At 35.8% G+C, this 21,507-nt stretch carries 24 protein-coding genes; 6 read left to right on the top strand and 18 right to left on the bottom strand.

Translation table 11 applies throughout. The annotated features are described in order from the left end of the window. Positions 1–4 precede the first annotated feature (4 nt). Complete coding sequence (locus AOY20_RS13950; RefSeq protein ID WP_054582437.1) at positions 5–940, bottom strand: lysophospholipid acyltransferase family protein; 936 nt, start codon at positions 938–940, stop codon at positions 5–7. A gap of 119 nt (positions 941–1,059) precedes the next feature. Here AOY20_RS13950 and sppA point away from each other — a divergent pair, with 119 nt between their 5' ends. Together sppA and AOY20_RS13940 are read left to right on the top strand one after the other, a co-directional pair. After that, positions 1,060–2,085 (top strand): signal peptide peptidase SppA, encoded by a 1,026-nt coding sequence (sppA, locus tag AOY20_RS13945; protein ID WP_054582436.1) that lies wholly within the window; start codon positions 1,060–1,062, stop codon positions 2,083–2,085. Further along, positions 2,082–2,885 (top strand): alpha/beta fold hydrolase, encoded by an 804-nt coding sequence (locus tag AOY20_RS13940; RefSeq protein ID WP_054582435.1) that lies wholly within the window; start codon positions 2,082–2,084, stop codon positions 2,883–2,885. Before sppA ends, AOY20_RS13940 begins: the two co-directional genes overlap by 4 nt. A gap of 62 nt (positions 2,886–2,947) precedes the next feature. Here the strand turns inward: AOY20_RS13940 and purN are convergent, their stop codons facing one another. Beyond that, positions 2,948–3,577 (bottom strand): phosphoribosylglycinamide formyltransferase, encoded by a 630-nt coding sequence (purN, locus tag AOY20_RS13935; RefSeq protein WP_054582434.1) that lies wholly within the window; start codon positions 3,575–3,577, stop codon positions 2,948–2,950. A gap of 6 nt (positions 3,578–3,583) precedes the next feature. After that, entirely contained in the window at positions 3,584–4,654 is a 1,071-nt protein-coding gene (gene purM, locus AOY20_RS13930) for a phosphoribosylformylglycinamidine cyclo-ligase (protein ID WP_054582433.1), read from the bottom strand. 134 nt (positions 4,655–4,788) lie between these two features. Here purM and cxpE point away from each other — a divergent pair, with 134 nt between their 5' ends. Both cxpE and AOY20_RS13920 read left to right on the top strand, forming a co-directional pair. Then, positions 4,789–6,027: a chloramphenicol efflux transporter CxpE gene (gene cxpE, locus AOY20_RS13925; protein WP_054582432.1), complete on the top strand. Its 1,239-nt coding sequence runs from the start codon at positions 4,789–4,791 to the stop codon at positions 6,025–6,027. A 15-nt stretch (positions 6,028–6,042) separates the two neighbouring features. Then, positions 6,043–6,756 (top strand): DnaA ATPase domain-containing protein, encoded by a 714-nt coding sequence (locus tag AOY20_RS13920; protein WP_054582431.1) that lies wholly within the window; start codon positions 6,043–6,045, stop codon positions 6,754–6,756. 43 nt (positions 6,757–6,799) lie between these two features. On the opposite strand, the gene AOY20_RS13915 is transcribed toward AOY20_RS13920, so the two are convergent. From AOY20_RS13915 to AOY20_RS13895, 5 genes are all read right to left on the bottom strand, one after another. Then, the gene (locus tag AOY20_RS13915) at positions 6,800–7,198 is read right to left on the bottom strand and encodes a DUF3106 domain-containing protein (RefSeq protein ID WP_054582430.1); all 399 of its coding nucleotides are present in this window, start codon (positions 7,196–7,198) and stop codon (positions 6,800–6,802) included. After that, on the bottom strand, positions 7,188–7,511 hold the full coding sequence (locus tag AOY20_RS13910; RefSeq protein WP_054582429.1) for a hypothetical protein: 324 nt from the start codon (positions 7,509–7,511) through the stop codon (positions 7,188–7,190). Before AOY20_RS13910 ends, AOY20_RS13915 begins: the two co-directional genes overlap by 11 nt. Beyond that, a complete protein-coding gene (locus AOY20_RS13905) occupies positions 7,508–8,122 on the bottom strand; it encodes an RNA polymerase sigma factor (RefSeq protein ID WP_054582626.1) in 615 nt (204 codons plus the stop codon). The genes AOY20_RS13910 and AOY20_RS13905 overlap by 4 nt, the downstream gene beginning before the upstream one ends. Before the next feature lie 164 nt (positions 8,123–8,286). Then, entirely contained in the window at positions 8,287–9,063 is a 777-nt protein-coding gene (locus tag AOY20_RS13900) for a TrmH family RNA methyltransferase (protein WP_054582428.1), read from the bottom strand. 56 nt (positions 9,064–9,119) lie between these two features. Further along, positions 9,120–10,094, bottom strand: coding sequence for a class 1 fructose-bisphosphatase (locus tag AOY20_RS13895; RefSeq protein WP_054582427.1), 975 nt, complete (start codon positions 10,092–10,094; stop codon positions 9,120–9,122). Between the two features lie 195 nt (positions 10,095–10,289). On the opposite strand from AOY20_RS13895, the gene AOY20_RS13890 reads away from it, so the two are divergent. Next, entirely contained in the window at positions 10,290–10,478 is a 189-nt protein-coding gene (locus AOY20_RS13890; protein WP_054582426.1) for an NF038105 family protein, read from the top strand. A gap of 47 nt (positions 10,479–10,525) precedes the next feature. Here AOY20_RS13890 and pal read toward each other — a convergent pair whose 3' ends face one another. The 6 genes from pal to ybgC form a co-directional block, all read right to left on the bottom strand. Beyond that, complete coding sequence (gene pal, locus AOY20_RS13885; RefSeq protein WP_054582425.1) at positions 10,526–11,116, bottom strand: peptidoglycan-associated lipoprotein Pal; 591 nt, start codon at positions 11,114–11,116, stop codon at positions 10,526–10,528. 42 nt (positions 11,117–11,158) lie between these two features. After that, positions 11,159–12,442: a Tol-Pal system beta propeller repeat protein TolB gene (tolB, locus tag AOY20_RS13880; protein ID WP_171250457.1), complete on the bottom strand. Its 1,284-nt coding sequence runs from the start codon at positions 12,440–12,442 to the stop codon at positions 11,159–11,161. Between the two features lie 306 nt (positions 12,443–12,748). Continuing rightward, the gene (gene tolA, locus AOY20_RS13875; protein ID WP_054582423.1) at positions 12,749–13,936 is read right to left on the bottom strand and encodes a cell envelope integrity protein TolA; all 1,188 of its coding nucleotides are present in this window, start codon (positions 13,934–13,936) and stop codon (positions 12,749–12,751) included. After that, on the bottom strand, positions 13,937–14,389 hold the full coding sequence (tolR, locus tag AOY20_RS13870; protein WP_054582422.1) for a protein TolR: 453 nt from the start codon (positions 14,387–14,389) through the stop codon (positions 13,937–13,939). It lies immediately after the preceding gene. Beyond that, positions 14,389–15,087 (bottom strand): protein TolQ, encoded by a 699-nt coding sequence (tolQ, locus tag AOY20_RS13865; RefSeq protein ID WP_054582421.1) that lies wholly within the window; start codon positions 15,085–15,087, stop codon positions 14,389–14,391. Before tolQ ends, tolR begins: the two co-directional genes overlap by 1 nt. A 27-nt stretch (positions 15,088–15,114) precedes the next feature. Continuing rightward, a complete protein-coding gene (gene ybgC, locus AOY20_RS13860; RefSeq protein WP_054582420.1) occupies positions 15,115–15,522 on the bottom strand; it encodes a tol-pal system-associated acyl-CoA thioesterase in 408 nt (135 codons plus the stop codon). A gap of 439 nt (positions 15,523–15,961) precedes the next feature. Here ybgC and AOY20_RS13855 point away from each other — a divergent pair, with 439 nt between their 5' ends. Next, positions 15,962–17,194, top strand: coding sequence for an acetamidase/formamidase family protein (locus AOY20_RS13855; protein WP_054582419.1), 1,233 nt, complete (start codon positions 15,962–15,964; stop codon positions 17,192–17,194). A gap of 58 nt (positions 17,195–17,252) precedes the next feature. On the opposite strand, the gene AOY20_RS13850 is transcribed toward AOY20_RS13855, so the two are convergent. From AOY20_RS13850 to ruvA, 4 genes are all read right to left on the bottom strand, one after another. Further along, a complete protein-coding gene (locus AOY20_RS13850; RefSeq protein ID WP_054582418.1) occupies positions 17,253–18,599 on the bottom strand; it encodes an amidohydrolase in 1,347 nt (448 codons plus the stop codon). Positions 18,600–18,851: 252 nt separating this feature from the next. Continuing rightward, a complete protein-coding gene (locus AOY20_RS13845; protein WP_054582417.1) occupies positions 18,852–19,529 on the bottom strand; it encodes a hypothetical protein in 678 nt (225 codons plus the stop codon). A gap of 91 nt (positions 19,530–19,620) precedes the next feature. Next, on the bottom strand, positions 19,621–20,628 hold the full coding sequence (gene ruvB, locus AOY20_RS13840; protein ID WP_054582416.1) for a Holliday junction branch migration DNA helicase RuvB: 1,008 nt from the start codon (positions 20,626–20,628) through the stop codon (positions 19,621–19,623). 220 nt (positions 20,629–20,848) lie between these two features. Beyond that, positions 20,849–21,451 (bottom strand): Holliday junction branch migration protein RuvA, encoded by a 603-nt coding sequence (gene ruvA / locus AOY20_RS13835; RefSeq protein WP_054582415.1) that lies wholly within the window; start codon positions 21,449–21,451, stop codon positions 20,849–20,851. Positions 21,452–21,507: the final 56 nt, after the last annotated feature.

Here is a 21,507-nt window from a genome sequence, read left to right as displayed (position 1 = left end):
TTTATTATTTCAATCGCATATGTTCTACTTTTTTCAAAGCTTCGGATGTCTGAATATCGTAAATTTTCTTTAACTCTAAATTCGCACTAAAGCGTTTATAACTCCAGTGATAATGTTCGGGATACTGACTGATCAGCTTTTCTAAAGCCTGAAAAATAATTTGTGTACCTTGTTCAGCATCAACCTCATAGATCTTAGGATTAATTTCTTCAATATACATATCAAAGCCTTGATTTTTATTTCTTAATGCATAAAGAAATAAGGCTTTTGCTTTTGTTTTTTGTACAAGTTTAGAGCTTAAATTACTTGAAAATAAAGGAATGCCAAAATATGGGACTGTTTCTGAAACATGATCAGGTGTGTGATCAGGAAGAATAACCGTTGTACCACCTTGTTTTAATGCTTTGAAAATTTGTTTTACGCCTATTTCATCTGTTGGAACTAAATGAGCATTTTCTCTGCTTCGTGCATCTCGAACAAATTGGTCAGCAATTGGGTGCTTAATTGGTTTATACATAATAGTCATTTGGGTATATTGTGCGATCCAAGCATTCATTATTTCCCATGTCCCAAAATGTGGAACAATTAAAACGGCACCTTTTTTTTCTGCAAGTGCTTGGTGTAATAGTTTTTCACCATGTATTTTATGAATACTTTTAATATTATCTTCTGTTTTAGCTCCCCATATATGGAAAAACTCCATATATGACATAACTTCATTATTAATTGCTGCACGTGTTATTTTTTCACGTTCGTGCTGATTTAAGTTTGGAAATGCAATTTCTAAATTTAAGCGAATAATTTTAGAAGTTTTAGTAAGATGAAGAAGATTAATTAATGTAGATAAAAAACGTGCAAAAAGACGAGAGACAGTTAAAGAACGTCTACTGAAAAAATATAAAAGTCTAGCAACAGTCGATTTTGAGTTGGATTCAGACATTCTTGATAATTAAGTCAAAAAAACAGCATCATTATAGGACAAAATATATAAATTAGACAGTTTACAAATCATTCGTAGGTATAATACAAATAGGTTAATTTTATTATTTGGATAATTTTATGTCGGATTGGCCACCTAAACCACAAGACCAGCAAGAAAATATACAACAATCATCACAACAACCGACGGGGCAGGAATGGAAGTTACTTGAAAAAGTACTCTTGGTTTCTGTAGAGGAGCAAAGAAGAACACGTCGTTGGAGCATTTTTTTTAAATGTTTAACCTTTGCTTATGTTCTGATTCTTATTTTATTTATGTGGAAAGGTTGTAGTACAGCAACTTCAGAGGCACCAATTACAAGTGAACACATTGCTGTTGTTGATATTGTAGGAACGATTGCTTCCGATAAACAAAGCGTAAATAGTGTCAATACAATTAAATCTTTGAAAAAAGCCTTTGAAAATGTAAATAGTAAAGCAGTGGTTTTAAATATTAATTCTCCAGGTGGTTCACCTGTTCAGTCAGATGAAATTTGGCAAGAAATTCAATATTTAAAGAAAATGTATAAAGATAAGAAAATTTATGCAGTGATTGGCGATACAGGTGCATCAGGTGCATATTATATTGCTTCGGCAGCAGATGAAATTATTGTGAATCCATCAAGCTTAGTTGGTTCCATTGGTGTCATCATGCCAAATTATGGTGTGACTGGTTTAATGCAGAAGTTAGGTGTTGAAGACCGTACAATGACAGCAGGGGATAACAAAGATATTCTATCAATGACTCGTCCAGTCGATCCTGAACAAAAAGCACATGTTCAAGCTGTTTTAGACGATGTTCATTTACATTTTATTAATGCTGTAAAAGAAGGGCGTGGAAATAAATTAAAATCAAATGATCCTGCTATTTTCTCTGGGTTATTTTGGACAGGTGATCAGGCTGTTAAATTAGGTGTTGCAGATAAGATTGGTAGTTTACAAACATTAAAACGTGACCTAAAAATTGATAAAACTGTTAACTATACTGTTGAATATAGTCCACTAGAGTCTGTATTAGGTCGAATGGGAGCAGTTCTTGGAGAAGGGTTTGCAACTTCATTAACGAAGCAAGTACAGTCTGAACAGAGTAATCCACAATTACAATGAAACCATTAATTCATTTTGCGCACGCCAATGGCGTACCATCTTTGGTATATCAGAAGTTATTTGATTTACTTAAAGATGAATATGACATTATTTATGTCCCTTTACTTGGACCTGATAAGCGTTATCCAATCGATTCTCACTGGGAAAGTTTAACCGAGCAAGTGATTGATAGTATTGTTCAACAATCAAATGGCCGTAAAGTAATTGGCTTAGGGCATTCCTTAGGGTCTGTTCTGACTTTTCAAGCAGCACTAAAGCGACCAGAGTTATTTGAACAAGTGATTATGCTAGATCCTCCGTTAATTATGGGGAAAGATGCATTTTTGTTGAATGTAGTTCAAACTTTCAAATTGAAAATATTGGATAAGCTTTCACCGGCAGGTTTATCAAAACGTCGTCGTGATCATTGGGATTCTAAAGAACAAGCTGCAGAGCTTTTACGTCCTAAGGCATTTTATCAAAACTTTGATGAAGATTGTTTTCAAGCATATATTGATTATGCCTTAACTGAAGATCACGTACGTGGTGGTGTTCAATTGACGATTCCTAAAATGGATGAAGTGAATATTTTTAGAACAAATCCATCTTCATGGTGGTTACCTCAACAAAAGCCAAAGGTACCTATGCAGTTGGTTGTTGCAGAAAATAGTCCATTTTTAGTGCGAAAGTTTCCACAACAAGTTAAGCGTAAATTTGATATTCCATTTACTATTACATCTGGTGGTCATATGTTCCCATTAGAATATCCAGTGGAAGTGGTCGAGTTAATTAAGACATTAATAATAGAACAATCGCAATAAGTTAAGTTTGTAAATCATAAAAAAACGCATCCGAGGATGCGTTTTTTTATGATTTATATTTTTTAAATTTTGCAAAATTGAACAGGTGCTTTTATTACTTTCCCACGATAGAGTACGCCATTTGAGGTGTGCTGAATAGTCTGGTTACAAATCCATTCAACAACCTGAGGATAAATCAAATGCTCCAGTTCATGGACACGAAGGGCTAAAGTCTCAGTAGTATCATGATACGATACTTTTAATACACCTTGTGCTAGAGCTTGACCAGCATCTAATTCTGCTGTGACGTAATGAACAGTACAGCCGTGATATAAATCACCAGTTTTGAGTACACGCTGATGTGTATGCATACCTTTATATTGAGGTAATAGTGAAGGATGGATGTTAATCATCTTTCCTTCCCAAGCACTCACAAATTTTGCGCTTAAAATGCGCATAAAACCAGCTAACACAACTAAGTCAACACCCCAATCAAGCAGTTGTTGATGCATAACATCATCAAATGCTTCACGATTAGGATATTGCTTATGTTCAATGACTGCAGTTTGGATTCCTGCACGTTGTGCACGTTCCAAAGCATATGCTTCTGGTTTATTGGAAATAACACCAACAATTTGTCCTGAGAGATTTGCATCAATCAGTGCTTGGAGATTACTTCCACTACCAGAAACGAGTACAGCAATTTTAATCATGGGAGATTACGCAAAAATCACGCGGATTTTTTCGTCAGCACCTGCAACAGATTCAGCATTGTCTGCAATATGACCCATAACCCAAGCTTTTTCGCCAAGATGGTTAAGTAATTCGACAGTTTTGTCTGCTTCGGTCTCATCTACAACAAGAACCATACCTACACCACAGTTAAATGTGCGGTACATTTCGAATTGTTCAACACTACCTTCTTTTTGAAGAAGTTTGAATAATTCTGGCCATTCCCAAGATGATTCATTCACAATTGCTTGTGCGCCATTTGGTAATACACGAGGAAGATTACCAGGTAAACCGCCACCAGTAATATGTGCCATTGCATGAACATCTACTTGTTTAAGAAGTTCAAGAATAGGTTTTACATAAATACGAGTTGGTTCCATTGCTGCATCTGCAAGAGGGCGACCATCAACAAGTTGTGTTAAGTCGATATTCTTAACATCTAAAATTTTACGAAGCAGTGAGTAACCATTTGAGTGAGCACCAGATGATGCAACACCAATTAAAACATCACCTGCTTTAACTTTTGAGCCATCAATAATTTTGCTTTGCTCAACTACACCTACGCAGAAACCCGCAAGATCATAATCTTCGCCTTCATACATACCCGGCATTTCAGCAGTTTCACCACCTACTAATGCACAGCCAGCAAGTTCACAACCAGCACCAATACCAGTTACAACATTTGCAGCAACATCAACATTTAAGTGACCAGTTGCATAGTAGTCTAAGAAAAATAGTGGCTCTGCACCACATACAAGAAGATCGTTTACACACATTGCAACTAAATCTTGACCAATTGTGTCATGACGATTCAAGTTGAGTGCTAAACGTAATTTTGTACCTACACCATCCGTGCCAGATACGAGAACAGGTTCTTCATAACCTTTAGGAATTTTACAAAGTGCACCAAAGCCACCTAAACCGCCCATTACTTCAGGACGTGATGTGCGTTTGGCAACAGATTTGATACGATCGACTAATAAGTCGCCCGCTTCGATATCGACACCTGCATCTTTGTAGCTTAAACCAGTGTTTGGGGTAGAAGTTGAGTTGCTCATAATGAAGTCTCCGCATTCGCGTGGCGATTATACCCGAATATATGAAACTCTTATGTTATTTCTGCGCTAAAATGGTATCTTAATTGAAATATTTTTTGTTCTATAATGAATAATCCTAAAAAAGGCGAACATCAATGGTAGATCGTTCCTTACGTCGCATTTTTATTCTGTGTTCAATTGCACTGATTTTATGGGTTTTATATTTATTAAAACCTGTATTGATTCCATTTGTGGGTGCATTTTTTATTGCGTACTTATTTAGCCCATTGGTTAATAAACTTCATAAAATTGGTTTGCCAAGATGGTTATCAATTAGTTTAGTATTTATTGGAATTGGATGTGTTGTAACATGGGCAATGTGGTATTTGGTTCCTCTAATTTGGGAACAACTCATGTATGCAAAAGGTAATATTCCTAGAGCGATTCATTGGGTTAATTACGATTTTCTACCTTGGTTATCTAAAACCTTTAATTTAGTTCCTTTGGAAATAGATACAGATCAAATGTCAAAGTCTGTTATGGAATATATCCAAACGAATTATAGTGTTGATAGTATTCAAACACTTGCATTGAGGGTAGCTCAGTCTGGACTTAACTTTATTCAGGTAGGTGGAACAATTGTTCTTATTCCTGTGATCACATTTTATTTCTTATTAGATTGGAATCGAATGCTTGAAAGTTTCCATAGATTGATTCCACGTCAGCATGAAAAAGGCATATTACAAATTGTTCAAGAATGTCATCAAGTTTTAGGTGCCTTTGTAAAAGGTCAATTTTTGGTGATGGTATTACTGGGTGTTATTTATGCTGTAGGACTACAAATTATTGGTTTAGAGGTCGGACTGATTATAGGAATGGTTGCTGGTTTAGCAAGTATTATTCCTTATTTAGGATTTGCAGTTGGTATTATTGCAGCTGGTGTTGCAACATTCTTCCAATTTGGCTTGGATTGGATGCATTTTGCCTTAGTTGGTATTGTTTTTTTAATTGGTCAAGCAGTAGAAGGCTATATTTTACAGCCTTTCCTTTTAGGCGATAAAATTGGACTTTCACCTGTTGCTGTTGTTTTTGCTGTACTTGCAGGTGCGCAATTGGGTGGTTTTTTAGGTATGTTAATCGCATTGCCTGTCGCTGCTGTTATTGTGGTGCTGTTACGTCATTTGCGTGAGTTTTATGAACAATCTCAAATCTATGGTAAAGAAAGTTCAATATTGTCTGATGCATCATCAAACTCAATTCATATAGAGTCTGCAAATATAGAAACAGCAAATTTTGATGTCTCTATCGAACTACATAACTCACAAGGAAATTCTGAGCAAGTCTCGGAAAAATCAGTTAAAATTGAAGAAGCCGATAATAAAGATCAACGTTAAGGAAAAACAGTATATATGCGTCAATTGCAACTTGATATTGAACCACAGCTTGATGCTCGAATTAGCGATTTTTCGGGTCCAGGATGGGGGCATGTGATAGATGCAGTGAGGCAGTTACATGCTGGCTTAGTGAATAGATTTTACGTCTATGGACCTGCGGGTAGTGGGAAAAGTCACTTACTTTCAGCAATTTGTGATTCTTATTTAGAAACTGGAAAAACAGCAATAAAAGTTTCTTTATTGGAGTTGTTGGATGCTCCAACTGAAGCAATTACATCATTAGATCAATATGATTTAGTAGCACTAGATGATATTGAAGCAATTAGTGGTGTTCCACATTGGCAGCGTGCAGTTTTTCACCTTATTAACTATAGTAATGAGGTTGGTGGGCAACTTGTTTTCTCATCACGGTTTGCTCCAATTGAATTAAAATTAGAGCTTCCAGATTTACAATCTCGATTGACTCAGGCTGTTAGCGTAAAAGTTCCTAATGGAAGCTTATTCGCAGATCGTATTGCTTTAGTTAACTCTGTACTTGAAAGGCGCGGAATTCATATTGATCAGCAAATTATTGATCATTTGTTGATTAACGGTCCTCATCAAACCTCAGTATTATTACAAGTGCTGGAGAAATTAGTACAGTTACTAAAAGGTGATAGAATTAAGTTGAATGGCACAAATCTTCGACAAATTTATGCACTGATCGATGAATATCAAGTACAGAATTGATTTTCTAATATAGTAAAAAAGACCTCAGTACTGAGGTCTTTTTTTAATTGGTGTCAGGCTGCTTATATTTATTGATATATTCATTTCTGATTTGAGCACGATTTTCAGGATTTGCTTTCTCTAAGCGATGTGCTAAGTCTTTTCGTTCCTGCAAGCTCATTTTTTGCCATGCTTCACGCATTTTTTGTTTTTCTGTGTCTGGTAATTGTGAAAACCAATCCATGCGCTGTTGTAAGGCATTGCTTGTTTCATCAGGCACTTCTTTAAGAGATTGATAACGCTTAATTAATGCTTGCTGTTCTTCCTCACTCAAATTTTCCCAAGAATTTGTGATTTCTGGTTCTGGATTTTTAGAGAAAAACCAAAAGCGTTCAAATCCTGCAAAACTTGTTTGCAAGAATCCAATGGCACAAAAGGCAAGAACAATTTTTTTAGCTGCCATGTGGAACTTTTTCCTCACCAAACACCATTAACATTTCTAAATCCTCAACCATTTGAGGGGAAAGTTTTGGTGAAATAACCACTTGATTCTTAGGTTTTGGTATTAATTCTGATGAATTAGGTAAAATAATGAGTCCTGCTAATGCAGCTGCCATAGCAAAACCTGACATTTTAAATAAGCCAAAACGGGATGTTTTTTTATCTTGAATATGTTTTAAAACATGATTCATGATCATTGGCTTAGCTTGATGCTGCTGAGCCAAATTATCAAGTTTGGAAGTCACTTTTTTTAAGAAATCATCTTGCTGTTTCATGATGATGATTCTCCTGAATGAGGATCCATGTGTGCCAATGTTGAGCGTAATGCTTGAATGGCACGGTGATAATGGGTTTTAACACTACCTTCTGAACAATTCATTATTTGAGCGGTTGTTTGCACGTCAAATCCTTCCCATGCTCTTAACATAAAAGCTTGTTGCTGACGAACAGGTAGTTGCGCAATTGCATCTTGAATTTCTTCAGCTGTAACGGCTTGGTCTAGAAAGTGGTAAGGATTAGGGGTGTTTTCATCAACAATATCTAATTGTTCAATATCATCATCGTCTAGGCTGACTTTTTTGAAAAATGAAAAAGGTTGATTTCGACGAGCTTCCTTACGACGCCAATCTTGTAACTTATTGTTTAAAATAGTGTAAAACAGGGGGTACCATTCTTCAGTTGATTTGTCTGCATAGGATTTATGTAATGAGATAAATGCTTCTTGGACTAAATCCATGGCAATACCATGTTGATGTTGAGTAGCACTTTCCATCATGACGAGTGCTCTTCCTGTAATTTCATGCATGAAATTCTTCAGACGTATTTCAGCCGTACTTTTTAAAGTACTTAATTTTGCTGATTCGGTCTGTTTTGGCATTTCATCCATAGAAATGGAAGATCCTATCATTGGATACCCACCAACCACCATTATTTTTAAGTTCATATACATATAACGTAAAAATAATGGTTTGGTTGACATCACACATTATTATTTTTTCTAGTGTAATCTATTTTATATTTAGAATAGGGGAATGAAAATAAAAGATACATTTATTGACGTTGGCGAACCATTTCAAAGAAACAGATTGAACCTGCAATTGCTACATTTAACGATTCTTGTCCACCAGGTTGCGGAATTGTTACAGCCTTAGCATTTGCTAATGCAAAATCAGAAACGCCTTGTCCTTCATTTCCTAGTACCCACACAGCTGCTTGGGTTAAATCTTGCTCATAAATGTTTGTTGCATTATGCGAGCTAGTAACATAAACAGGAATTTGGAAGCGAGTAAGTATGTCTTCTAATGCAATATTTTCATAAGTTGCTAATGAGAAGTGCGCACCCATGCCAGCACGTAAAACACGTGGAGACCATAAAGCAGCAGAACCTTTGGTGCAAATAACTTGCTGAATACCTGCTGCTGCAGCCGAACGTAATAATGTACCAACATTGCCAGGATCTTGAATATTTTCTAAAACTAAAGTGTCAGCTTCAAAATCTACACTTTTGCTAGAACTAGGAATATCAATGATTGCTAAGCAAGGCAGTGTTGTACCTAATGTGCTTAAATCTTTATATAGTGATTCTGAAATAACAAAAACAGAACCTTGGTAAAGATCTAAAATATCGCAAATTTCTGGATTAGTCAGAGATTTTTCGGTAGTGAAAAGCGAGTTGAGTTTACGATTTTTTTCTAACCACGCTAAACATAAATGCGTACCTTCAAGCACAGTTTGTCCTTGTTTTTTACGATACGTATTTTGTTCAATTAAGCCACGAAGGTGCTTAATTTTAGGATTATCTTTAGATTCAAGAAAAATAGTGGCCATATGAAAAGCAGTCCACGTTGGTGAATTCAATACTCACCAACGTTATATATTAAAAATTAATTGTGGTATTGAGTAACTAAGTTAACTTCATTTTTAGAACCGATAATGACAGGCACACGTTGATGAAGTTCTGTTGGTTGAATATCTAAAATACGTACACGACCAGTTGTTGATGCACCACCAGCTTGTTCCATTAACATACTCATTGGGTTTGCTTCGTACATTAAACGTAAACGACCTGCTTTTTTCGGATCTTTAGTATCGTATGGATACATGAAAATACCAGAGCGACAAAGAATACGGTGAATATCGCCAACCATACATGCAACCCAACGCATGTTAAAGTCTTTTTCACGTGGACCTGTTTTACCAGCAAGTAATTCTTCAATATAACGTTGTACAGGAGCTTCCCAATGACGCTGGTTTGAGGCATTAATTGCATATTCTTTAGTATCTGTGGCAACAGAAATACTTTCAGAAGTTAGTAGAAATTCTTGAGTTTCTGGATCAAAAGTGAAGAAAACAACGCCAGCACCAACAGTTAATGCCATCATTGTTGATGGACCGTATAGTACATAGCCCGCAGCAACTTGGTTTACACCAGCTTGCATAAAATCTTCAGCTTGAGTGATTGCATTTTTAGCTGGTAAAATTGAAAAAATAGTTCCAACACACATGTTGATATCAATGTTACTTGAACCATCTAAAGGATCAAATAAAACAAGATATTTACCATTTTCTTGAGCTGGTGTGAATTCATCTAATTCTTCAGATGCTAGACCACCTACTTGAGGGTGAATTTTTAGAGCATCGATTAAATAATCATTAGAAATAACATCTAATTTTTTTTGAGTTTCACCTTGTACATTTTCATGTTCAGCACTACCAAGAACCCCAGCTAAAGCACCTTTCTGTAATGCTTGATCAATTGTTTTACAAGTATTAGCAATTGTTTCAATTACTTGTGAAAGCTCAGGTGTTAAATTTCCATCTTGCTTTTCTAAGAATTGAGAAAGGGTGAGGTATGACATAAGGATGAAGCTCCAAAAATTGCAGATAGCCGTATTGAAAAAAGGCTATTGATATAATATACGAATACATTTTAGATGAGATTGAACTAAAAGAAAAATTAAATACAGATTATTTGTTGCCATTTTCCCCTTGAAAGTCTTTGTAAAAATGCTATGTTGATAGAAAGAAAGGAAAATTATTGAGGAGCGTAAATTATGACAACATTGAAGTTTGATAAAACGCCAACACCAAATGAAGCAATTAGCTTAGATGAAATTTCTAAAGAAAAAATGGAAGAAGCGTGGAAGGGGTATGAAGCAAAGCCTGAATATAAAAGTGTAAATAAGCACGATATGATAGAAGCTTTACAAACGGCACATGATTCAGATGATGATTCAAAATAAAAAAGCACCCAATAAGAGTGCTTTTTTATTAGATGGAAGTATCTAAATTATTTTAATAATGGAGGAACAGCTTCGTAGTTAATTTCTACGCGACGGTTTTCTTTCCAAGCAGCTTCATTGTGCCCAGGGTTAATTGGCATTTCTTTACCATAGCTTACTGGCTCAAGTTGACCTGGATTTACACCATTTGAAATAAGGAAACTTTCAACGGCTTTTGCACGACGTTCGCCTAATGCAAGGTTGTATTCACGTGTACCACGTTCATCTGTATGACCTGTTAGTGCAACTCGAGAATTTGCATTTGCCATAAGAAATTGTGCATGTGCTTGAAGTGTTAAGTAATCCTGATTTGATAAATCACTACTGTCGTAATCGAAATAAACAACACGGTTTGCTAAATATTGTTTATTTGCTTCTGTAACACCTTTTGCAGAAGCACCTGCTAAGTTTTGTGCATTTAAAGCTGCATCCTCACTTAAGCCTTGTGTACTTACAGTTACACCAGAGTCATTACCTGTACTGCCAGAAGAAAGTCCCTGTGTCGCATCTACTGTTGCAACAGGTTTACGGCTAGCGCAACCAGTCATAATTACTGATGTTGCTAATAATGGTAAAATAAATAATTTAAGTGCTTTCATTTTCATCTCCATGAAGTTAAATTTATAAAAAATAGAAAGAGATTACTTTGGAGCCCAAGCTGGTTCGCGGACTTCACCCTGTTCACTTGGTAGATTCATTTTAAATCGACCATCTAAAGACATAATTGATAATAAACCACGTGAGCCTTCGCGTGTGGCATATACAACCATTTGTCCATTTGGTGAGAAGCTTGGCGATTCATCTAAACTAGTTTGTGTAAGAATATTGGTTACACCAGAGTTTAGGTCTTGAACAGCAACTTTATAATTGCTACCACTCGGACGATGAACTAAAGCAAGTTTCTTACCATCTGCACTTAACGTTCCACGTGCATTAAATGCACCTCTAAACGTTAAACGTTTTGTTGTATCTGTTGCTAAATCATAACGATAAATTTGAGCAGAACCACCGCGGTCAGATGTAAAAATAAATGATTTACCATCAGGAGCGTAGCGTGCTTCCGTATCAATTGAACTATCATTTGTTAGGCGTTTAATTTCACGCGTTTGTAAGTTCATTTGATAAATTTCAGGGTTACCATGCATAGATGCAGTAAAAAGCATGTTTTTACCATCAGGAGAGAAGCTTGGTGCACCATTTAAACCACGGAAACTTGCAAATTTTTCACGTTGACCTGTCGCTAAATCTTGAATGTAAATTGCAGGACGTTTAGTTTCAAAAGATACATAGGCAATTTTTTTCGCATCAGGTGTCCATGCCGGAGAAAGGATTGGATCACGAGAGGTTAAGATTGTACGAGGTTGTTCGCCATCTGTATCTGCAATTTGTAGTGTATAGCGTTCATTTGGTGTTGCAGGATTACGTAATACATAGGCAATACGACCGCTGAAGTCACCTTTGATTCCTGTTAGTGCTTCATAAATCGTATCACTGATTAAATGAGCTGCAGCACGTACACGAGATGCTGGAACAGATAATAATTCATTGAGTAAGTATTGTTGTTTTTCTACATCGTATAGCTGATATTGAATATCATATCCACCATTAGGACTTTGTTTTACTGTTCCTGTAACAACATAGGGAACGCCTGCTGCTTTCCATGCCGCTGCATTTGGTGTATCCATTCCAGCTGTTGCTGGTAAATTTTTCGATGCACTGCTGAATTTACCTGAACGATTTAAATCTTGTTCAATAATAGGATAAATACTCGAATCATTTGAAAATGGAATAATTGCAATTTTAGGCGCAGACTCAGGTGCTTTTTCAATTTCTAATTGTAGCTGTGCCTGTGTTTGGAAAGACAAGCTAGTACCTAATGCCGTAAAAATAGCAAGCCAAAGTATATGTTTACGAGTTTTTTGCATCATTCGTTCTTTACTCAAATCTAAAAAACTTATTGTGAATTGTGATTGCCATACATAATGGCACGATTTAATTTTATTTAAAGTAGATGATTATAAAGATCTGTAAAAAAAAATATGAAATTAAACATTAATCGAGATTTTTATCTTTAATTTTGGAGAAAGATAGGATTTATCGTTTCAACACTGTAAGCAAGCGACTTATTTTTATATTTGCTAGTGTAAAACAGATTTATAGAAAAATGATATTTGATTATTTTTCATATAAAAACTCCCTAAAACTAAATGATGATTTTAGGGAGTAAAATACTACTTAGATGTAAATGTAGAGCTAAAGGAGCGAGCTTCACGTCTTGCTTCAGGATCAGAAGGCATTGGGTATGGTGCAGCTGAACGAATAGCAGCTTCAATACTTGCTTTCATGTCCGGATCACTTGAATTAACGATAACTGATGCAATACTTCCATTATCATTTAATGTGACACGTGCAGTTGCTTTTTTACCAGATGAGTCTGAAGGTGTATTCCACGCACGATGAATTTTATTTTCAAAATCTTTTTTAGCTGAAGAGGCAATACGTTTAGCTTCTGCTTTTTTAGTAGCCGCTTCTTCTTTCGCCTTGGCTGCTGCTGATGCTTTAGTATCTGCATCAGCTTTCGCCTTGGCATCTGCAGCGGCTTTTGCTTTAGCATCTGCATCAGCTTTCGCCTTGGCATCTGCAGCGGCTTTTGCTTTAGCATCTGCAGCGGCTTTTGCTTTAGCATCTGCATCAGCTTTCGCCTTGGCATCTGCAGTAGCTTTTGCTTTAGCATCTGCAGCGGCTTTTGCTTTGGCATCCGCAGTAGCTTTCGCTTTGGCATCCGCAGCGGCTTTCGCTTTAGCATCTGCAGCGGCTTTCGCTTTAGCATCTGCAGCAGCTTTCGCTTTAGCATCTGCAGCGGCTTTCGCTTTGGCATCTTCAGCGGCTTTCGCTTTAGCATCTGCAGCAGCTTTCGCTTTAGCATCTGCAGCGACTTTCACTTTGGCATCTTCAGCGGCTTTCGCTTTGGCATCCGCAGCGGCTTTCGCTTTAGCATCTGCAGCGGCTTTCGCTTTAGCATCCGCAGCGGCTTTTGCTTTGTCAGCTTTGGCTTGTTCGTTTATTAGATTTTGTTGTGCTTTTTTAGCATCTTCAGCAGCTTGTCTTTCTAAGTTTTGCTGTTGAATTTGTGGTGCTGGTGGAGATGTTGGAATAACAGGGGCTTCGGTAGTTGGTTCTGCCGTTTGTGTAATTTCTGGTGCTACATTTTCATGTGTCGTTTCTGCAAACTCTGTAACTTCACGTGTGATTTCTAAATCTTCAGGTTTAACCAAAACGGTTTTAATTGGCTTTGGTGGTGCAGGAGGTTGGCTCATGCCTAGATAGAGTAAGCCTACAATTGCCACAATATGGATACTAACTGTAAATCCAAGGGCAATTGCATTTTGTTTGAAAGGAGGATGCTGAAAGTCTTTCATTTATTTTAATGGCTCAGTCAATAGACCAACTTGAGTTAATCCTGCTTGTTGAAGGCTATTCATAAGAGACATCACTTCTCCATATGAACGTGTTTTTTCACCTTCAATAATCACATTTAGTTCTTTGTTTTCAGCTTTAGCCGTTGTTTGAGCTTCATTGAGGAGAGAGCTTAGCTCTTCAATGCTTAAAGGTTGATTTGAACCTAAATCTTTATACTTTAAAAAGTATTGTCCATCTTTATTTAAACTTACAATGGCAGGCGCATTTTTAGATTCAATTGGGGAACTATTTGCTTCAGGTAAGTCGACTTTAATACCTGTTGTGATCATCGGTGCTGTGACCATAAAAATCACCAGCAGAACCAACATGACGTCAATATAAGGAACGACGTTCATATCACTTTTGAGTGGTTTTTTTATACGCTGAAAGCGTCCAGAACGTTGAATTGCCATTATTCTTGATCCTGAGATGAACCTAAAGATTGGCGTTGTAAAAGCGCAATCATTTCTTCGGCAAATAATGCGCGATCTGAATAAATAGATTCACCTTTTGCAGTGTAATGGTTAAAAGCCAATACCGCAGGAATTGCTGCAAACAAACCAATAGCAGTTGCAATAAGTGCTTCAGCAATACCAGGAGCAACAGTAGCAAGAGTAACTTGATCTACATCTGCTAAACCAATGAAAGCATTCATGATTCCCCAAACAGTACCAAATAAACCCACATAAGGAGCAACAGAACCAATGCTTGCAAGTGCACCTAAACCATTTTCAAGATAGCCTTGATCACGACTTAAACCCACACGTAAAATTCGCTCTGTACCTTCAATGCTTTGATCTATGTTGGCATTACGTTTTTTAAGTTTAAAAAACTCACCTAGACCTTGATAGAAAATATCTTCTAAACCAACACGTTTTGAGTTGAGTTGGGCATTGTTATATAAGGTATTTAATTCAGCGCCAGACCAAAAGATTTTTTGAAAATGTTCATCATCAGCTTGGGCTTTTTTATAGCTCATATGTAATTTGGCAATCAAATACCAGCTAAATAATGATGCTAATAATAATAAAAGCATCACCAGTTGGACGACAGGACTTGCTTGAAGAATAAGATCTGATACGTGAAGTGTTGATTCTAGTTGATTTGCCATAATTACATTGTGCCGATTAATTTTTTTTTAATCTTGTCCTAATTCCTTAAGAATTAAGGCATGAATTTCCTTGGGTAATCTGAGAGGTCGCATTTCTTTACTGATGCAAGCCAACTCTACCTCGCCAGATGCTAGCATGATTTCACCACGATAAATATTTTGTTGCAATACAAATGACGAAGCTTTACAAGAAACTACGCTTGCCGTTACCGTGATTAAGTCATCCATCAAAATTGGACGCATATACTTTAAACCAATTTTATGTACAACAAAATGATAATCTTTCTGATGCCAATAATGATCTAAACCTGATGCACGAAGCCATTCTGTGCGTGTACGTTCCATGAAGCGAATATGGTTAGCATGATAAACGATACCACCAGCATCAGTATCTTCAATATAGACACGAATGTTGAATTCAAATTTATTCGCCATGAGATTTTTCCATTACCGATTTTCTAAATTTTAAGCAAAACAAAAATAAGTTCATGATCTTTCAAATCTAAATGAACCATGCTCAGCCTTATGTTTGGTGTTGCGAAGTTTATCATCTTGATCTCTTCATCCAATGGCACAAGGTTTCAAATGTTAAAAACATGATAAATGAAGTTGGGGAAAATCATCATATTGAAATTAAGCTAATATTTAGTCATTTTTAGCTGGAACATATTTCATTATTTAAAGATGATGAAATAATGTTACGACTCAATATTGATTTGAAAATCAGCTTTTACTAACGCATTAAATAATTAAAAAATGAATAAATGATGAATTATTGAAATTGAAATTAGAATAAAAATAAGATTAATTTTACCCTTTGGTATGATTTTTGCTGTTCCATAAGTAATGTAAAACGTAAGTGGAATTTGAACAAATGTTAAAACCGTTGGCTTTGTCTTTAGCAATTTTATCTATGGGTGGGATGGCTTCAGCAACTTTTGCAGTTGAAAATTTTAAAGTATTAAAACAAATACATGATCAGCCAGCATTACTTAAAAATGGTGAGTACAAAGGGCATTATTATGTACCAAGTACATTGGAAACAATTACTTGGGGTTATTTACCCAATCGTGATGCAAAACCTGTATTAACTATTCCATCAGGAAGTTTAGTTACTTTTGATACGGTTTCACATGAAGGATTACTTGAAGATCAAGGGCGTGATGCAGAAAAATACTTTAAATCACAAGGTGTAAAATCAGAATACATTTTAGATGAAGCAAAAAATATAACAAAATCAGATTTAAAACATGATTTTGATAAAGATGGTCCACACATTATTACAGGGCCACTTTATGTTGAAGGTGCAATGCCAGGTGATATTCTCAAAGTTGAAATATTGAATGTTCAACCACGTGTTCCTTATGGAGTAATTTCAAATAGACATGGTAAAGGTACATTGGTAGGAGAATTTCCAAAAAGAACCAAACATGCAGATGCATCACCAGCAGAGCCAGAAAAATATGGTAACGTTTCTATTTTTACGCCAATTGAACAAAATAAAAATGGTGAATGGGAAGGCGTGTTAAAAACTGAATCTGGTAAAGCAATTCGTTTTCCATTAAATCCATTTATGGGTACGATGGGGGTGGCTGCAAATACGAGTGATCCTGTGCATTCAGTTCCACCATCATTTTACGGTGGTAATATTGATATCAATGAGTTAACTGCTGGTGCAACAGCGTATTATCCTGTGCAAGTTCCTGGTGCACTTTTTTATACGGGTGATAGCCATTTCGTACAAGGTGATGGTGAGGTTGCTTTAACTGCTTTAGAAGGATCGGCTCGTGCAACATTTAAAATTAGTGTTTTAAAATCTGGTAAAGATAAAATTTTAAGTAAACAATTAACACAGCCATTAATTGAAAATGCTGAATTTTGGATCACACCGGGTTTAGATCCTGATCTAAATGAAGCAATGAAAAAATCAACACGCGAAGCTATTCGCTTTTTGGTCGATGAATTTGGAATTTCTGAAGAAATTGCATATGCATATTTAAGTGCAGCAACAGATTTTGAGGTTTCTCAAGTGGTTGATAAAACTAAAGGCATTCATGCCATGATTCGTAAGGCAGATTTTAAAGAGTTTACTGATTCACTCAAATAATCTTTAAAATTGTATATAAAAAATCCTCCAATTATGGAGGATTTTTAATTTCTATCTTTTAACTTTTATTATTTTTCCAAGCACTTTGAACTTGTTCTGCAACATTTGGATAATCTAAAACAAAGCGAATATGTGTTTCTACACCTGTTTTAAGGGTTGCATCATCTACAATAAACATTGGGCTGTGATTTGCTGCTGCTTTACTCATATCGTGATCCGTCGGAGTAGCACCTAAAAAGACAAAGAGAGATGGCATAAGTTTTCCATAGTAAGCAAAATCTTCACTTCCACTTGCATTATGTTCAAGTAAGTGGAGCTTTTCTTTTCCTACTGCCTTTTCTAGCGCTGGAATCATCGCTTCTGTTAAAGCGTTATCATTCATTGTGACAGGGGAATAAGGTGAAATTTCAACATGTGCTTTCACTTGGTTTGCCGCTGCTGTACTTTGAATCATTTCAGGAAGTTGTTCTAAGATTTGTTGACGAATACCTTCATTATTTGAACGAATGGTTCCAAGTAAATTAACTTGATCTGGAATCACATTGCCAGCTGTACCTGCTTGAATACTACCAATACTCACAACACCCATACCTTGAGTTAAATCAATTCGACGACTGACCATGGTTTGTAGATTGTTAATCACTTGTGCTGAAGCAACAATTGGGTCATGACTTAGCCAAGGCATTGAACCATGTGCTTGCTGACCATTAAGTTGTACGCGTAAATTATCGGCACTATTTAGAATTGCACCTGCTTTATAATAAAGATGATTTACAGGCATACCAGACATCACATGCAGACCAAAAATAGCTTCAGGTTTTGGATTGTTTAATGCACCATCACTGATCATTTTACGAGAACCAATTTCATTAATTTGGGTCAAGTTATCAATATCTGCACCACCTTCTTCAGCAGGTTGGAAAACAAATACTACAGTACCTTTCACTTTATCTTTATTTGCAGCTAATATTTTTGCTGCACCTAATAACATGGCTGTATGAGTATCATGCCCGCAAGCATGCATCACCGAAACTTCTTTACCTTGGTAAATTCCCTTATCTTTACTTGCAAATGCCAAACCTGTTTTTTCTTCAACAGGTAAACCATCCATATCGGCACGAAGTGCAATAACTGGTCCAGGCTGACCACCTTTTAAAATGCCAATAACACCTGTTTTTGCAAATCCTTTTTTAACTTCAATACCATAAGATTTAAGTTCTTTTTGAACAAATGCTGATGTTTTAAATTCTAAATTACCAAGTTCAGGATGTTGATGTAAATGATGGCGCATTTGAATGGTATGAGCTTCTGTATTTTTAACAGAATCACTGACCCAATCTGCATATGTAATTGTACTTAAACAAAAGAAAGGGAGACATAGAGAAATTTTTTTAAAGAGTTCCATCTTTGATTTCCAATTGTTGTTAATAAATAGGTGAATTTATGATGAATTAATTTGTTGATTTATAAAATAATTTAAAAGGTATAAATATATACTTTGATTGTATGACTTTAAGTGCTGTAGACATGCTAATACATGTGATAAGTATTAACAATATCGCATGGTTCTTATAAAATTTTATTTGAAATATCTTTAAATTTCTAGGTCTTCTTATTTTTAAATCTTAGATTTTCTAATGATGATCATGATAGCTTTTTATTCTTCCTTCACTTTTTCATCAAGTCTTAAATAGTCGTTAATATAGTTGTTTAGATGAGCGGTAAGATATTCTTGAACATAAAATTTTCTTTCATTATAAATGGCTTCTTGCCGTTTTTTTGATTTAGGTACATACGTGTTCCAAAGATAATGAAATGATAGGCTTCCAACAATAATAATCATATAAATATATAATGTTGATGACCAAATGTGTGCGGTGCTGATCATGTATACACATAGTAATATACTGATAATTGAAAGAATTGAAAAAAATATTTTTTTATTTTTGTCATTTTGATTTTGCTCAGAAAAATTTTTGACTAATGACTCTATGTCTTCTTGAAAATATAAATTCAACCAAAGAAATCCATCAATAATATTGAATGTGATTTTTGAAATTGCAAAATTACTTGGATTTTGCTTAATTATTTCCAAGTATGTTGTGTCATCTTTAAGTTCAATATCTACGTTATTTAATAAATCCTTAAATGTTATGGTGAGTAATAAATTTACGTATTCAGAATCTAATAATAGATCGTCTAAAAATAATCTTTCATCATATGAAAAGTCTGAAATTGGTATATTTCTACGAATATTCTGAATTTTATGAGGATGAGCAATCAGTTCTTTGTATTGCTGTTGAATTTTATTTAAAATTTGAATTTCTAATAGCATTGTTAGTCGTATATTTGGTTTTCTATGGTCTAATTTTAAATGATGTTTGCTTTTATCTGAAGTAAAAAGGGAGATTTCTCTCCCTTTTTGATTATTTGTCCTTTGGTTCTGGTGGCGTTAGTCCAAATTGTAAATACGCCATATTTGTTGCAATACGTCCACGTGCTGTACGCATAGCATAACCTTGCTGAATTAAATAAGGCTCAATCACATCTTCTAGAGTACCGGAATCTTCTGCCATTGCCGCTGCTAATGCTTCTACACCCGCAGGTCCGCCATCAAAACGTTCAAGTAGCATAGATAAATAGCGACGGTCTAAAGTGTCTAATCCATCTTTATCGACATTTAACATATCTAATGCACGTTGAGCCATTTCTTGAGTAACTTCGCCAGTTCCTTTAACTTGTGCATAATCACGTACACGACGTAATAAACGGTTGGCAATACGCGGTGTACCACGCGCACGACGGGCAATTTCTTTTGCACCATCATCGGTCATTGGAACATCCATTAAGTTTGCTGAACGAGACACAATATGTGTCAAGTCATCTACAGAGTAAAACTCAAGACGTTGCACAATCCCAAAACGGTCACGTAAAGGTGAGGTGAGTAGGCCTGCACGAGTCGTTGCAGCAACTAAGGTAAATGGTGGTAAATCGAGTTTGATTGAGCGTGCTGCTGGACCTTCACCAATCATAATATCGAGTTGGTAATCTTCCATTGCAGGATAAAGAATTTCTTCAATTACAGGAGAAAGACGATGAATTTCATCAATAAATAAAACATCACCTTCTTCAAGATTGGTTAGCATGGCTGCTAAATCGCCTGCACGTTCTAAAACTGGACCAGATGTAGATTTTAAATTACCCCCCATTTCGCGGGCAATAATATTGGCAAGTGTAGTTTTACCTAAACCTGGGGGACCAAAAATGAGCGTGTGATCGAGTGCTTCTCCACGTCCACGTGCAGCGCCAATAAAAATTTCCATTTGTTCGCGTACGACAGGCTGACCAATATAGTCATCCAATGAAGTTGGGCGAATGGCACGATCATAATGATCTTCTGGTTTTTCAGAACCACTGATAAGACGGTCTTGCATAACGGTTAATTACCACAGTTTTTAGTGATCCTTTGAGTTGCTGATTTTATACAACCTCAAAATGATGGATCTGAAACCTAAGATTTTTGCATAGGTGATATTTTACTTTTGAAAGATCAAAAATAACAAAAATCTTTTGTTGGATGAAGAATATATTTACTCTTCTGATCAATAGCTAACATTGATCTTATGATCGGTTAACTATTGAGTTTATTTTGTTTTATCGATTCATTGACTTTAATGCAGCTCGAATAATTTCACCTGCATCAGTTAGGTCTGCTTTTACCGCATTAATTAATTTTTGTGCTTCCAAAGGTTTATAACCTAAAGATTGTAAAGCAGCTTCAGCCTCTGCAACGGCAGAATTACCTGTAAATTGAATTTGTTCTGTTGTGGCGTTACTTGTTGGTGTTGTAGATGCCATTGCTTTAAAACGATCACGTAATTCAATCATTAAGCGTTCAGCGGTCTTTTTACCTACACCAGGAACTTTAACTAAAGTATTTACGTCTTCATTTTCTACAGTATGAATGAGCATTTCTGTACTTAAGGTTGAAAGAATAGCCAAAGCCATTTTAGGGCCAACGCCATTTACCTTTAATAAAGTACGGAAAATTGATTTTTCTCGTGCATCTAAAAAGCCATAAAGTAATTGAGCGTCTTCACGGACAGCTAAATGTGTCCATAGTGTGATTTTTTGTCCTTTTTGGAGTTGGCAAAAAGTTGAAAGTGGGGTATCTACTTCATATCCCACACCATTCACATTTAAAACAACTGTTGGTGCTTCTAATGCGAGAACTTCGCCAATTAAACATCCGATCATGAATATGTGTCACTTTTTTATTGATGGTTGAATATTAGAGGGCATTTGTATTAAAC

The organism is Acinetobacter equi (assembly GCF_001307195.1).
In the GTDB taxonomy this organism is placed as follows: domain Bacteria; phylum Pseudomonadota; class Gammaproteobacteria; order Pseudomonadales; family Moraxellaceae; genus Acinetobacter; species Acinetobacter equi.
The sequence above is the reverse complement of the archived record's forward strand: the minus strand, read 5'-3'. Positions and strand labels throughout refer to the sequence as shown.